Raw genomic sequence first — 13,360 nt, 5'->3', positions numbered from 1 at the left:
GGGTTGAAGTTGCGCGGGTCGCTGGGGGCGTCGTCCACCCGCAGCACCTGGCCTTGCTCGAGGCTGGCCCAGCTCAGGCCCAGCCCGCGGGGGACGCGCAGGTGGGCGTAGCGCTCGAACAGCCCCAGCCGCCCGGCGCTCTCGAGCCACTCGCCCGTGCGGTAGCGCAGCAGCACGTGCACGTGCGGGGAGTTCAGGAGGTGCGCGAGCTCGCGCACCAGCAGGCCCACGATCTCCTCCTGGCGGCTGGCGCGGTTGAGGGTCTGGGTCAGGCCCTCGATGACCTCGAACTCGCGCAGGCGGGCCTCGAGCGCCGCCCGCTGGTTCTGCGCGGCGAGCAGGGCGGTGGCCTGGAGGGCGTAGAGCCGGGTGGCCTCGAGCGACTCGGCGGTGAAGGCGTCCTCGCGCGAGCGGTTGTCGAGGTGGATGTAGGCGGCCACCTCGCTGCCGATGAGCAGCGGCAGGTAGAGGTTGGCCCGGATGCTCTGCATGCGCTCGTGGCGCAGGGCGTCCTTGGCCGCGCGGGTGTTGGGCTGCTCGAGCGCCGCCGCGACGCGCAGGGCGAGGTCGGCCCCGGCGGCGATGCGCGGCTCGCCGCGCCGCCAGGCCTCCTCGTCGCCGTACCAGGCGATGACGCTGGGCTCGCTGAACTCCAGCCCAAGCACCTCGGCGGGGTAGCCGTGCAGGGCGATCACGCGGTAGCGGTGGTTGCGCCGCACGATGATGGCCCCGCCCTCCGCCCCCGGGACCACCTCCACCGCCGAGCGCAGGAGGGAGGGCCAGAGTTCTTCCTCCCGGTGCCCGGCCAGCGCTTGCAGGGTTTCCAGAAGAGTGGTGTAAGCGCTGGCAACACTCATCGCTCCGAAGTATAAGCCCAGGCTTAGCCCGCACTCACCCAAAGTGCACACTCTCCGCGGGTGGTGAAGGGCTCAGGGTCTGATATTGTGGCTGCCGTGGAAGCCATCGTGCTGGCCGGAGGTCGGCCCGACGACCCGCTGGCCCGGCGCTTCGCCGTGCCCGGCAAGTGTTTCGTGCCCTTTCGGGGCCGCCCGCTCGTCGAGCACGTGCTCGAGCCCCTGGCCGCTTCGGGCCTCACCGCGGTCGTGGTAGGCCCCGACCAACCCCTTCGCCCCGCGCCCCGCCTGCGCCTGCCCGACCGGGGCGGCATGCTGGAGAACCTCGAGGCCGCGCTCGAGGTCGCCCGCTCGGACAAGGTGCTCGTCGCCACCGGCGACATGCCCTTCCTGAGCGCCGAAGCCATCCGCTACGTGTTGGGGCAGGCCCCCAAGGCCGGGCTGGTCTACTGCGTGGTGCGCAAGGAGGAGATCGAGCGCTCGTTCCCGGGCATGCGCCGCACCTACGCCCGGCTCAGGGAGGGGAGCTTCACCGGGGGCAACGTCATCCTGCTGGACAAGGCCCTCTTCACCTCGGCCCTGGGGCTCGCCCGCAAGGTGGTGGCCCAGCGCAAGAACCCGCTGGCCCTGGCCCAGATGATCGGCTGGGGCGTGCTCGTCAAGCTGCTGCTCGGCCGCCTCACCATCCCCGAGCTCGAGGCCCGCGTCTCGCGCATGCTGGGCGTGCCCGCCCGCGCCTTGGTCGTGCCCTTCGCCGGCGTCGGCGTGGACATCGACAAGGAAGAGGACCTGGTGTGGCTCGAGCGGAGCGGAGCGTAGACGAGCCGGAACCCAAGCTGTTCGGTAGAGCGGCTCGAGCGAAGCGGAGCGTAGACGAGCCAGTACCTATGGGGTCTGGCGGGATGGCTCGAGCGGAGCGGAGCGTAGACGAGCCGGAACCCAAGCTGTCCGGCAGAGCGGCTCGAGCACAGCGGAGCGTAGACGAGCCGGAACCCAAGCTGTCCGGCAGACCCTTCGGCTCTCGGGGCTCTAGCTAGAGCAGGGGAGGGGCAGGGTATCCTAGGGGGGACGACATGCGAACGGTTCGTGAGCTACGCCTTGCTGGTTTGATCGCCTATCTCGCCGCCCTCATCGCCGGGATCCTGGGTTCGGGCCTGGTCCACCTCGCCCTCGGACGACGGGGCGCCTTCGGCTGGGACGGCCTGAACTTCTTCGGCCTGCTCGAGGGCATCTCCTTTTTGCTGATCTTCACCATCTCGCTTTGGGTGTTCAAGCGGGCGGTGCGGGTCACCACCACCACCCTGCTCTCGGCGGGGCTCTTCGTGCCCACCTCGGCCAAGGCCCTCTCCAGGCCCATCCCCGTGCTCGACGGCCTGGGCACCGACTCGCTCGAGACCCAGCTCGCCGTCATCCGCGAGGGCGGGGTGCCCATCGGGGTCATCGGGCTCGAGGACTCCCTCGTGCCCTGGGAGGAAGCCCCCGTGGTGGGCAGCGACGTCGCCGCCAACGACCTCTCGGTGATGTTCCGCAAGTACCCGGTGGTCATCGTGGCCGACGGCAACACTATCCACGGGGCCATCCGCCGCGAGGCCTACTTCAAGTACCTGGGTGCTTAGCCCAGCCGGACCACCCGCCCGGCCACCCGCCCGCTCAGGTAGCGGTCGTGGCTGGTGAAGAGCACGGTGCCGCCGAAGTCTTGCAGCATGCGCTCGAGCCCCTCCACGCTCTGGTAGTCGAGGTGGGTGGTCGGTTCGTCGAGGACGAGGAAGTTGGGGCGCTGGAGGATCAGCCGCACCAGCGCCACCTTGCGCTGCTGCCCCTCGCTCAGCGCGCCCAGGGGCCGGAAAAAGGCCTCGCCCGAGACCTTGAAGGCGCCCAGCAGCGTGCGGGCCTGGGGGTGCTGCTCGCGGGGGAAGAGCCGGTGCACCTCGATCCCGGCGTCGAGCCCGCTGCCCTGCTGCGGCAGGTAGCCCAGCCGCACCCTCGAGCCCCACAGGATTTCTCCCTGTTGCACGGGCAGATGCCCCAGCAACAGGCCGATGAGCGTGGACTTGCCGCTGCCGTTTTCCCCGGCCAGGTGCACCTTCTCGCCCCACTCCAGCCGCAGGTCCAGCCCCTCGAACAGCGCCCGCTCACCCCAGCGGTGAGCCAGGCCCTTCACGTCCAGGCACCAGCCCTGGCGGGGTTCGACCGGGAGAAAGCGCACCTCGTAGAACTTCTCGACCCAGGGCTTGGCCTCCTCGAGCTCGGCGATGCGCTCGGCCACGCGCTCCTTGGCCTGTACCGCCCGGCCCTGCAGCTTGGCGGCCTTGGCCCCGATGTAGCCTTTGTCCTTCTTGCCCTCGTAGGGCCGGTACTTGTCGGCCTCGCGGTCGCGGCCCCACTGCTTGTAGGTGCGCTCGACCTCCCTCAGCCTGGCGATTTCGCGCTCGAGCTTCTCCTTCTTGCGCTCGGCCTCCAGCCGCTCGGCGGCCCTGGTGGCGGCGAAGGTCGAGAAGTTGCCGCCGTAGAGGCGCAACTGGCCGCGCTCGAGCTCGAGGACGTGGCTCGCCACCTGGTCTAAAAACCAGCGGTCGTGCGAGACCAATACCAGTGTCTCGGGCGTCCGGCGCAGGGCCCGCACTAAGCGCTCGCCGGCGCGGTCGTCGAGGTAGTTGGTGGGCTCGTCGAGGAGGTAGAGGTCGTAGCGCTGCACGAAGCCCGAGGCCAGCTTGAGCAGCCGGCGCTCCCCCCCGGAGAAGCCGCCCACGGGCCGGTCCAGGCCGCCGGGGTCGAAGCCGAAGTCCACGGCCACCCGCTCGACGGCCTCGAGCCGGGCATACCCCCCGGCCTCGAGGAAGCTCTGGCTCAGGTCGGCGTAGGCCAGCGGGTCGGGCAGCCCGGCGGCCTCCATCCGCCGCAGGCGCTGGAACTGCTCGAGCAGCTCCGGCTGCGCGGCCAGCAGGTACTCCCGGGCGCTCAGCTCGCCCTCGGCGCGGTCCTCCTGCTCGAGCACGAACACGCTGCCGTAGCGGCGCTCGAGGGTGCCGAAGTCGGGCTCGAGGCGGCCCTGGACGAGGCCCAGCAGCGTGCTCTTGCCCGCGCCGTTGTGGCCGAGCAGGCCCACTTTCTGTCCCTGCGCCAGCTCCCAATGGGCCCCGGCGATCAGGTAGTCGCGTTGGCCGGGGTGGGCGAAGTGCAGGTTTTCCATCCGCAGCAATACGCTCACGCGGAACTCCTTGTTCTGGGGCGGGTAGCGTACCGCGGGCGACGGGGGCTTTCAGCGGTCCGCGCCCGCCCCCCGCGATACGCCCCGCTCAGGGCCTGCGCCGCACCCGCTCCTTGAGCTTGGCGTGGGCGGAGCGGTCGTGGGCCTTGGGCCCCTTGCCGTGCCCGGGGTCCCGCTTGTGCCCGTGCTTGTGGGGGTGGGCCTCGAGCCTTTTGCCCAGACCCGGCTCGCTGCGCGCGTCGGGGCGGGGCTCGAGGGGGCCTTGCGGCTCGGGGTGGTTCTGGCCTTGGTCGTCGGTTTGCGGGAATTCGAAGGGGTTGGGTTGTTTAGACATGGGCACTCCCGTGACCCGGCTCGAGCGGCCTTCACAGGCGCTAAACCCGTGGAGGGCGGCAACGTAATGCTCGAGCTTTCGAAGTTGGAAACCTCCTTTCCCCATGACTTTCGGGGAAGGGATTTGAGGCTTTGGGGAATTGTTTGGGGAATCGAATGATCGGGGCTCCAACAATAACGACCTAGCGCACGGCTCACCTCCCAAGCGAAACGGCAGCCCGAAGGCTGCCGATGCAGGTTTCGGGTCGGGGGAGAGATCAGGCCAGGTCGATCATAGGAGCCGCCGAAGCGACGAAGCAGTATAACACCGGCCCGCCCCTTTGCGCTATAAAAGGCGGTATGACCTCACCCCAACGCCTGCTCGAGCGCCTCGAGGCCATCGGGCGCTCGCTGGAAGCCTCCGGCCACGCCCTCGCCCTCATCGGGCTGGGCTCGGTGGGGCTCGAGCGCGACCGCCTCGACGAGCACTCCGACCTCGACTTCTTCGCCCTCGTCGAGCCGGGCCACAAGGCCCGCTACCTCGACGACCTCTCCTGGCTCAGCGACGTCGCGCCGGTGGCTTTCCTCTTCCAGAACACCGCCGACGGCTACAAGCTGCTCTACGCCGACGGGGTGTTCTGCGAGTTCGCGGTCTTCGAGCCGCAGGAGCTCGAGCAGATCCCCTTCGCGGCGGGCCAGGCCGTCTGGAGGCGGGCGGGGGTGGACGCCTCCGTCGCGACGCCGGCCCGCCGGGCCGCGGGCGGCGCCCGGCCGGGGGTGGAGTGGCAACTGGGCGAGGCCCTGACCAACCTCTACGTCGGCCTCAAGCGCTACCGGCGCGGCGAGAAGCTCTCCGCGATGCGCTTCGTGCAGGGCTTCGCCCTCGACCGGGTGCTCGAGCTCGCCCCGGCGCTCGAGGCCGAGCAGCCTGCCCACCGCGACCCCTTCAACAACGAGCGCCGCCTCGAGCAGCGCTTCCCACGCTTCTCCGCCCGGCTGAGGGAGTTCGCCCAGGGCTACGACCGCACGCCCGAGTCGGCGCTGGCGCTGCTGGCTTTCCTCGAGCGGCACTTCGAGGTCAACGCGGCCATTGCCCGTGAGATCCGCGCGCTGGCCGCGCTGGGGTAGGCCCGTGCCCTTCGCACTTCCTGCCCGGCCTCTACCGCGCCTGCCTGCTCCCCGGCGACGGCGGGGAAGACGCCGGCGCCCTCACCAAGCTCTACCGTGACGAACCCCACCGCGAGCTGCTCGAGCGGGCCGTCCTCGAGGCGGAGCAACGCGCTGTCGCCACGCCCGCCCGGCCGGGGTGTTCGATGCCCTCCTGGGAGCGCCAAGGGGTTGAGTTTCCGGCGCCCGATGAGCGACCGCGGGGCGTAGCCCGCCCGGTCGTGCGGCGGTACGGGAGCGGCTGAACCGGCCCCGCTCGAGGGTGTTGCGCTCGAGCGTCTGCGGCTCATAACCCGCTCTAACCTGAAGCTGGTTATACTCATTCCAGCTCACCTCGAATTGTCCCGCTCATCAGACTTGACAGCATTACGCTCAAGTATCATGATAAAACTACTGCGGTGGAGGGATCGGCATGAATTTGGAGAAATGGACCGAACAAGCGCGCCAGGCGGTGGCCCAGAGCCAGGTGCTGGCCCGGGAGATGAGCCACTCGCAGATCGACGTGCCCCACCTGGCGGCGGTGCTGCTGCGCGACTCGGCGGGGCTGCCGGCGAAGCTCGTGGGCAAGGCCGGGATGAGCCCGGACGTGGCCTACCGCCTCGCCCAGACCGAGCTGGGCAAGCTGCCGCGCATCAGCGGGGCCGAGGCGGGGCAGTACCTCTCGGGGAAGCTCAACGGCGTCCTCACGCGGGCCGAGGCCCTGGCGGCCGAGCTCAAGGACAGCTACGTGGCGGTGGACACGCTGCTGTTGGCGCTGGCCGAGACCGGCTTCGCGGGGCTCAACGCCGCCTCAGTCAAAGCGGCCATGCTCGAGGCCAGAGGAGGGAGGAAAGTGAACTCAGAACACGCCGAAGGGACCTACAACGCCCTCGAACAATACGGCATCGACCTCACCAAGCAGGCCGAGGAGGGCAAGCTCGACCCGGTGATCGGGCGCGACGAGGAGATCCGGCGCGCCATCCAGATCCTGCTGCGCCGCACCAAGAACAACCCCGTGCTCATCGGCGACCCCGGGGTGGGCAAGACCGCCATCGCCGAGGGGCTGGCCCAGCGCATCGTCAAGGGCGACGTGCCGGAGGGGCTCAAGGGCAAGCGCATCGTCAGCTTGCAGATGGGCTCGCTGCTGGCGGGGGCCAAGTACCGCGGCGAGTTCGAGGAGCGGCTCAAGGCGGTGATCCAGGAGGCCACCCAGAGCGCCGGGGAGATCATCCTGTTCATCGACGAGTTGCACACCATCGTGGGCGCGGGCAAGGCCGAGGGCGCGGTGGACGCGGGCAACATGCTCAAGCCGGCGCTGGCGCGGGGCGAGCTGCACATGATCGGCGCGACCACCCTCGACGAGTACCGCGAGATCGAGAAGGACGCCGCCCTCGAGCGCCGCTTCCAGCCGGTGTTCGTGGACGAGCCCAGCCTCGAGGAGACCGTGAGCATCCTGCGCGGCATCAAGGAGAAGTACGAGGTGCACCACGGCGTGCGCATCACCGACTCCGCGCTCATCGCCGCCGCGCAGCTCTCGCACCGCTACATCACCGACCGCCGCCTGCCCGACAAGGCCATCGACCTCGTGGACGAGGCCGCCGCCCGGCTGCGCATGGCGCTGGAGTCGAGCCCCGAGGCCCTCGACTCGCTCGACCGCAAGAAGCTGCAGCTCGAGATCGAGCGCGAGGCGCTGAGGAAGGAGACCGACCCCGAGTCGCGCCTGCGCCTGGGCGACATCGAGCGCGAGATCGCCGAGCTCACCGAGGAGATCGGCAAACAGCGCGCCGAGTGGGAGGCCGAGCGCGAGGTGATGAACAAGCTCCGCGCGGCCCAGCAGAAGCTCGACGAGGTGCGCACGCAGATCGAGCAGGCCGAGCGGGCCTACGACCTCAACAAGGCCGCCGAGCTGCGCTACGGCGAGCTGCCGCGGCTGGAGGCCGAGGTGCAGCAGCTCTCGCAGCAGATGCAAAGCGCCAAGTTCGCCCGCCCCGAGGTCTCGGAGGAGGACATCGCCGAGATCGTGGCCCGCTGGACCGGCATCCCGGTCTCCAAGCTGCTCGAGGGCGAGCGCGAGAAGCTGTTGCGCCTGGAGGACGAGCTGCGCCAGCGGGTGGTGGGCCAGGACGAGGCCATCACCGCCGTGGCCGACGCCATCCGCCGCGCGCGCGCCGGGCTCAGCGACCCCAAGCGCCCCATCGGCTCTTTTCTGTTCCTGGGGCCCACCGGCGTGGGCAAGACCGAGCTCGCCAAGACCCTGGCCGCCACCCTCTTCGACTCCGAGGAGGCCATGGTGCGCATCGACATGACCGAGTACATGGAGAAGCACTCGGTCTCGAGGCTGGTGGGTGCCCCTCCCGGCTACGTGGGCTACGAGGAGGGCGGGCAGCTCACCGAGGCCATCCGCCGCCGCCCCTACGCCGTCATCCTCTTCGACGAGGTGGAGAAGGCCCACCCCGACGTGTTCAACATCCTCCTGCAGATCCTCGACGACGGGCGCCTCACCGACGGCCAGGGCCGCACCGTGGACTTCCGCAACACCGCCATCATCCTCACCTCCAACCTCGGCTCGCCGCTGATCCTCGAGGGCATCCAGTCGGGCCTGAGCTACGAGGGCATCCGCGAGCGGGTGATGGGCGTGTTGCAGCAGAACTTCCGCCCCGAGTTCCTCAACCGCCTCGACGAGATCGTGGTCTTCCGCCCGCTCTCGCGCGAGCAGATCGCCCAGATCGTGGAGATCCAGCTCAGGAACCTGCGCGCCCGCCTGGCCGAGAAGCGCATCGGCCTCGAGCTCTCCCCCGAGGCCATGGCTTTCCTGGCCGAGCGCGGCTACGACCCGGTGTTCGGCGCCCGCCCGCTCAAGCGGGTGATCCAGCGCGAGCTCGAGACCCCGCTCTCGCGCAAGATCCTCTCCGGCGAGGTCGGCGACGGGGCGAACTTGTGGGTCGGCGCCGGCCCGCTGGGCCTGACCTTCGAGCCCAAGAAGGCCGTCCAGGCCTGAGCCCGGACCCACCCGGACCCCGCCCCCGCGGCGGGGTCTTTCCCGTGGTCTTGCTAAGCCTCGCCCGGATGCAGTATGGTGTACCTGGTCAAAAAAACCTGGCTGTGGAGGTTGTATGAGACGGCTGTGGATCGGCTTTTTCGGCGTGTTGCTGGCGGCGTGTTCCAATGCTCCCCAACCTTCGGAGGTCGGGGCCCAGGCCCTGCGGCCCGCGGGGAGCCCGGACGTGGCGATCTTCGTGGTCTCGGGGCGGTGCGGGGTGGGCACGTGCAGCGCGCCCGAGCAGAACTGGGACTACCTCGGCCCCCAGGGCACCGGGCAGGCCGTGGCCCAGGCCTTCCAGGCCCTGGGCTATAGCACCCGTGTCTACAGCTACTCGGCGCACCTGCGCAGCCACTACTCCAGCATCTCCCGCAAGACCGAGCCGGGCTTCCTCGAGCTCGAGGCGCAGTTCAAGGCGGTGGTGCAGAGCTGGGTCAACGGCTTCTCCAACCCCACCCGCATCGCCCTGGTGGGCCATTCCCACGGCACCAACTGGACGCACAACCTCACCCGGATCTACGGCGCCGTGCGCTTCGCCTACGTCATCGACCTCGACGGCATCTGCTACTTGTGGGAGGACGACAACGCGCCCTACTTCCGCGACTACTACGCCCAAAACGGCAACCCCTGGGGCGTGGACATCTCCGACAGCTGCGACGCCATCCCCGTCAAGCGCTGGTACGGCACGAGCTACTACAACGCCAAGGACGTGGCCTTCGCCAACACCACCTACAACCTCGAGGTGCAGAGCAAGCGGGTCTTCCTGCGCCGCGAAGGCCAGCAGGGCGGCGACGTCGAGCCCCAGGGCGAGACCAACTTCGCCTACGACTACACCGCCAACCGCCGCACCAACGGCAGCACCACCGGCATCTACACCTACGTGAGCTCGAGCGAGGGCCATAACCAGGTGGACGAGCCCGGCAGCCAGGCGCTGGCCTGGGTCGAGGGCCAGATCCAGCGGCTGGGCCTGCCCTGAGCGCGTTTCCCACGAACAACCGCCCGAACAACCGCCGGGGCTGGCGGTTGTTTACCCCGCGCGGCCGGGGCGACCGCGCGGGGTGTTCGGGGGAGCCCTACTCCTCGAGGGTGCTGAGGTCGCCGGGGTCGCGCCCGAGCTCCTGGGCCTTGAGCAGGCGGCGCATGATCTTGCCCGAGCGGGTCTTGGGCAGCTTGTCCAGCACCGCCACCGCGGCGGGGGTGGCGATGGGGCCGAGCTGGTGGCGCACGTGCTGGGTGAGGTCGGCCTCGAGGCCCTCCCGCCTCTCCTGCCCGGCCCGCAGCACCACGAAGGCCTTGATGCTCTCGCCCTTGATGGGGTCGGGCACCCCGATCACGGCGGCCTCGGCCACGGCGGGGTGGGAGACCAGGGCGCTCTCCACGTCGGCGGTGCCGATGCGGTGCCCGGCCACGTTGAGCACGTCGTCGCTGCGGCCCAGCACCGTGAAGTAGCCCTCACCGTCGCGGCTGGCGACGTCCCCGGCGGCGTAGAGCCCGCCGGGGAGCTCGAGCCAGTACTGCTCGTAGCGGGCGTGGTTGCCCCATACGGTGCGCATCATGTGGGGGAAGGGCCGCTTGAGCGCGAGCAGCCCGCCGGTGCCGGGGGGCACCTCCTGGCCCTCCACGTTGACCACCACCGCCTCCACGCCCGGCAGGGCCACCCCCACCGCGCCGGGCTTGGCCTCGAGCGACAGCGGGGTGCCCAGGGTGGGGCCGCCGAGCTCGGTCTGCCACCAGTTGTCGGCCACGAAGCCGCGCCGCCCGCCCTCGGCCAGGTGCTCGTAGGCCCACAGCCAGGCCTCGGGGTTGAGCGGCTCGCCCGCCACCCCGATCAGGCGCAGCGAGGAGAGGTCGTGCTGCCGCGGCCACTGCGGGCCGTACTTCATGAACATCCGCACCGCGGTCGGGGCGGTGAACATCACGCCCACCCGCTCCTGCTCCACGACCTTCCACACCGCGCCGGGGTCGGGGAAGTCGGGGGCCCCCTCGCGCAGCACGCTGGTGAGGCCCTCCAGGAGCGGCGCGTAGACGATGTAGTTGTGCCCCACGATCCAGCCGATGTCGCTGGTGGCCCAGAACGCCTCGGCGTCCTTGGCGTCGAAGAAGGTGCGCAGGTGGTAGCTGATGCCCGCCATCAGGCCGCCGTGGACGTGGACGACGCCCTTGGGCTTGCCCGTGGAGCCGGAGGTGTAGAGGATGTACAGCGGGTGCTCGGCGTCCAGGGGCACCGCCTCGGCCGCCGGCGGGTGCCCCCACAGTAGCTCGCCGAAGTCCTGGCCGAAGGGGCGCTCAGAGGCGCGGCAGAACCAGACCGTGGGCACCTCGAGGCCCTCCAGCGCCTGCACCACGATGCCCTTGAGGTCTATGGCCTTGCCCCGCCGGTAGCTCACGTCCCCCGCGATCACCAGCTTGGCCCCGGCGTCCAGGACGCGCTCGCGCAGCGCGCCCACCCCCAGCCCCGCGTACACCACCGAGTGGATCGCGCCGATGCGGGCGCAGGCCAGCATGGCGATGCAGCCCTCGAGGGTGAGGGGCATGTAGATCACCACCCGGTCGCCCTGCCCCACCCCCAGCGAGCGCAGCGCGGTGGCGAAGCGCGCGACGCGCTCGAGCAACTCCGCGTAGGTCAGTTGCCGCCGCGCGCCGTCCTCGCCCAGCCAGATCAGGGCGACCTGGTCGCGCTTGGGGCCCTGGGCGTGGCGGTCGAGGGCGTTGTAGGCGAGGTTGGTGCGGCCGCCCACGAACCAGCGGTGGTTGGGGAATTCCCACTCCAGCACCCGCACGAAGGGCTCGAACCAGTGGAAGCGCCGGGCCCAGCCGCCCCAGAAGCCCTCGGGGTCCTCGAGCGAGCGGCGGTACTCCTCGGCGTAGTCGCGCAGGTTGGCCCCCTCGCGCAGGGATTGGGGGGCGGCGTGGCGGCCGTGGGTCTTGAGCAGGGGTTGCAGGTCCATAGCTTCCTCCGGTGGGCACTAGTTCTCCAGGGTCGAGAGGTCACCCGGGTCGGCGCCGGTCTCTCGCGCGCGCAGCACCCGCCGCACGATCTTGCCGCTCTTGGTGCGGGGGAGCTGGGGGGTGAAGACCACCTCGACGGGCACCTCGAGCGGCCCCAGGCGGCGGCGCAGGTGGGTGACGAGCTTCTGGGCCATCACCGCCTGGACCTCGCCGTCCATGTCGGGGGTGCGGGGCACGACGTAGACCTTGATGATCTCGCCGCGCTCGGGGTCGGGCAGGCCGATGGCGGCGGCCTCCACCACCGCCGGGTGCGAGACCATGGCCCCCTCGATCTCGGCGGTGCCGATGCGCTGCTCCCCGGCCTTGATCACGTCGTCGCCGCGCCCCAGCAGGGCGACGTAGCCCTCGTCGTCGGCCACCGCGATGTCGCCGGTGAGGTAGAGCCCGTCCTGCACGGCCCTGGCGTAGCCGGCGGGGTTGTTCCAGAGGGTGTGCATGAAGGAGGGGAAGCCGGGCTGCAGGGCCAGGCGGCCCTTGTGGCCGGGCGGCAGGACGCGGCCCTCGGCGTCGAGGATCAGCGCCCGCACGCCGGGCAGCGGGAAGCCGACCTTGCCGGGCTTGGCGGGCTGGCACAGCGGGGTCGCCAGGCAGGGGGCGCCGGTCTCGGTCTGCCACCAGTTGTCCACGGTCCAGGCCAGGTGCTCGGTGGCCCAGTGCCAGACCTCGGGGGCCAGGTACTCGCCCACGCTGCCCACCAGGCGCAGGCTCGAGAGGTCGGCGCGGGCGGGCCACTCGGGGCCGTGGCGGCGGAAGCTGCGCAGCCAGGTGGGGCTGGTGAGGAGCACGTTGACCGCGTGCTGCTCGAGGGTTTCGTAGAAGGCGCCGGGGTCGGGGTAGTCGAGCTTGTCCTCGCGCAGCACGGTGGTGAGCCCCTCGAGCAGCGGGGCGTAGAGCCCGTAGGCGTGCCCCACGATCCAGGAGAGGTCGGCGGTGGTCCAGAAGGTCTCGCCGTCCTTGAGGTCGTAGAGGGCGCGCAGGTGGTAGGTGGTGCCCGCCATGAAGCCGCCGTGGGTGTGCACGACCCCCTTGGGCTTGCCGGTGGAGCCGGAGGTGTAGAGGATGAAGAGGGGGTGCTCGGCCGCGACCGGCTCGGCGGGGGTGTCGGGGCGCTGGCGCTCGAGCAGCTCCCACAGCTCGAGCGGGCGCCGCTCCCCGCCCCGCGAGTGCCACAGCACGGGGAGGTCTAAGCCCTCGGTGGCGGCCTCCACCAGCGCCGCCAGGGGCAGGGCCCGCCCCGACTGGTACAGGCGGTCGGCGGCCACCAGCAGCCGGGCCTGGGTGTCGAGCAGCCGCTCGCGCAGGGCGAGGCCGCCCAGCCCCGCGGGGATCGCGGCGTGGATCGCGCCGATGCGGGCGCAGGCCAGCAGCGTGAGGGCGGCCTCGAGGCCGCTGGGCAGGTACACCGCCACCCGGTCGAGCAGCTCGCGGTAGGTCAGGCGGTGCACCTGGCCGTCGCCGGCGTGGGCGATGAGGGCGAGTTGGTTGCGCCGGGGGCTGTGGGCGTGGCGGTCGAGGGCGTTGTAGGCGGCGTTGGTCTGGCCGCCTGAGAACCAGCCGGCCTCGTCCCGCACGCGCTCGAAGGGGCGGAACCAGTGGAAGCGCCGGGCCCAGTCGCCCCAGAAGCCCTCGGGGTCCTCGAGCGAGCGGCGGTACTCCTCGAGGTAGTCCTGGAGGTTGGCGGCCTGCCGGAGGGGCCCAGGGGCCTCGAGCCGGTCGGTGTTGCGGCGGGAAGGGGGCTCGAGGCCCCTGGGCCCCTCCGGCAGGCCGCCAACCTCCAGGACTACCTCGAGG

9 protein-coding genes and 1 pseudogene are annotated in these 13,360 nt (G+C 70.8%); 5 read left to right on the top strand and 5 right to left on the bottom strand.

Annotated features, from left to right (window positions below):
- A pseudogene (locus tag Mterra_RS13040) lies at positions 1-857 on the bottom strand (hypothetical protein); the annotation flags it as partial.
- Between the two features lie 96 nt (positions 858-953).
- Here Mterra_RS13040 and mobA point away from each other — a divergent pair.
- Both mobA and Mterra_RS13030 read left to right on the top strand, forming a co-directional pair.
- Positions 954-1,673 (top strand): molybdenum cofactor guanylyltransferase, encoded by a 720-nt coding sequence (mobA, locus tag Mterra_RS13035; RefSeq protein ID WP_119315582.1) that lies wholly within the window; start codon positions 954-956, stop codon positions 1,671-1,673.
- A 254-nt stretch (positions 1,674-1,927) separates the two neighbouring features.
- The gene (locus Mterra_RS13030) at positions 1,928-2,470 is read left to right on the top strand and encodes a hypothetical protein (protein ID WP_119315581.1); all 543 of its coding nucleotides are present in this window, start codon (positions 1,928-1,930) and stop codon (positions 2,468-2,470) included.
- Here the strand turns inward: Mterra_RS13030 and Mterra_RS13025 are convergent.
- Together Mterra_RS13025 and Mterra_RS13020 are read right to left on the bottom strand one after the other, a co-directional pair.
- A complete protein-coding gene (locus tag Mterra_RS13025; protein ID WP_119315580.1) occupies positions 2,467-4,062 on the bottom strand; it encodes an ABC-F family ATP-binding cassette domain-containing protein in 1,596 nt (531 codons plus the stop codon). The genes Mterra_RS13030 and Mterra_RS13025 overlap by 4 nt on opposite strands.
- Positions 4,063-4,150: 88 nt before the next feature.
- A complete protein-coding gene (locus tag Mterra_RS13020) occupies positions 4,151-4,396 on the bottom strand; it encodes a hypothetical protein (protein WP_119315579.1) in 246 nt (81 codons plus the stop codon).
- 338 nt (positions 4,397-4,734) lie between these two features.
- Here Mterra_RS13020 and Mterra_RS13015 point away from each other — a divergent pair, with 338 nt between their 5' ends.
- From Mterra_RS13015 to Mterra_RS13005, 3 genes are all read left to right on the top strand, one after another.
- Positions 4,735-5,502, top strand: coding sequence for a hypothetical protein (locus Mterra_RS13015; RefSeq protein ID WP_119315578.1), 768 nt, complete (start codon positions 4,735-4,737; stop codon positions 5,500-5,502).
- Positions 5,503-5,953: 451 nt separating this feature from the next.
- A complete protein-coding gene (gene clpB, locus Mterra_RS13010; protein ID WP_119315577.1) occupies positions 5,954-8,518 on the top strand; it encodes an ATP-dependent chaperone ClpB in 2,565 nt (854 codons plus the stop codon).
- A gap of 115 nt (positions 8,519-8,633) precedes the next feature.
- The gene (locus tag Mterra_RS13005) at positions 8,634-9,536 is read left to right on the top strand and encodes a hypothetical protein (RefSeq protein ID WP_119315576.1); all 903 of its coding nucleotides are present in this window, start codon (positions 8,634-8,636) and stop codon (positions 9,534-9,536) included.
- A gap of 97 nt (positions 9,537-9,633) precedes the next feature.
- Here the strand turns inward: Mterra_RS13005 and Mterra_RS13000 are convergent, their stop codons facing one another.
- On the bottom strand, positions 9,634-11,508 hold the full coding sequence (locus Mterra_RS13000; RefSeq protein ID WP_119315575.1) for an acetate--CoA ligase: 1,875 nt from the start codon (positions 11,506-11,508) through the stop codon (positions 9,634-9,636).
- 18 nt (positions 11,509-11,526) lie between these two features.
- Positions 11,527-13,332, bottom strand: coding sequence for an AMP-binding protein (locus Mterra_RS12995; RefSeq protein ID WP_119315583.1), 1,806 nt, complete (start codon positions 13,330-13,332; stop codon positions 11,527-11,529).
- Between the last annotated feature and the right edge of the window lie 28 nt (positions 13,333-13,360).

It is taken from the genome of Calidithermus terrae (assembly GCF_003574345.1).
GTDB lineage: Bacteria > Deinococcota > Deinococci > Deinococcales > Thermaceae > Calidithermus > Calidithermus chliarophilus.
Note: the sequence above shows the minus strand (reverse complement) of the source record. Positions and strands in the feature narration are given on the sequence as shown.

Excerpts from the sequence above, each read along its gene's own strand:
- Mterra_RS13020 (WP_119315579.1), bottom strand. The coding sequence starts at position 4,396 with ATGTCTAAACAACCCAACCCCTTCGAATTCCCGCAAACCGACGACCAA.
- Mterra_RS13030 (WP_119315581.1), top strand. The coding sequence starts at position 1,928 with ATGCGAACGGTTCGTGAGCTACGCCTTGCTGGTTTGATCGCCTATCTC.
- Mterra_RS13005 (WP_119315576.1), top strand. The coding sequence starts at position 8,634 with ATGAGACGGCTGTGGATCGGCTTTTTCGGCGTGTTGCTGGCGGCGTGT.
- Mterra_RS13000 (WP_119315575.1), bottom strand. The coding sequence starts at position 11,508 with ATGGACCTGCAACCCCTGCTCAAGACCCACGGCCGCCACGCCGCCCCC.
- clpB (WP_119315577.1), top strand. The coding sequence starts at position 5,954 with ATGAATTTGGAGAAATGGACCGAACAAGCGCGCCAGGCGGTGGCCCAG.
- Mterra_RS13015 (WP_119315578.1), top strand. The coding sequence starts at position 4,735 with ATGACCTCACCCCAACGCCTGCTCGAGCGCCTCGAGGCCATCGGGCGC.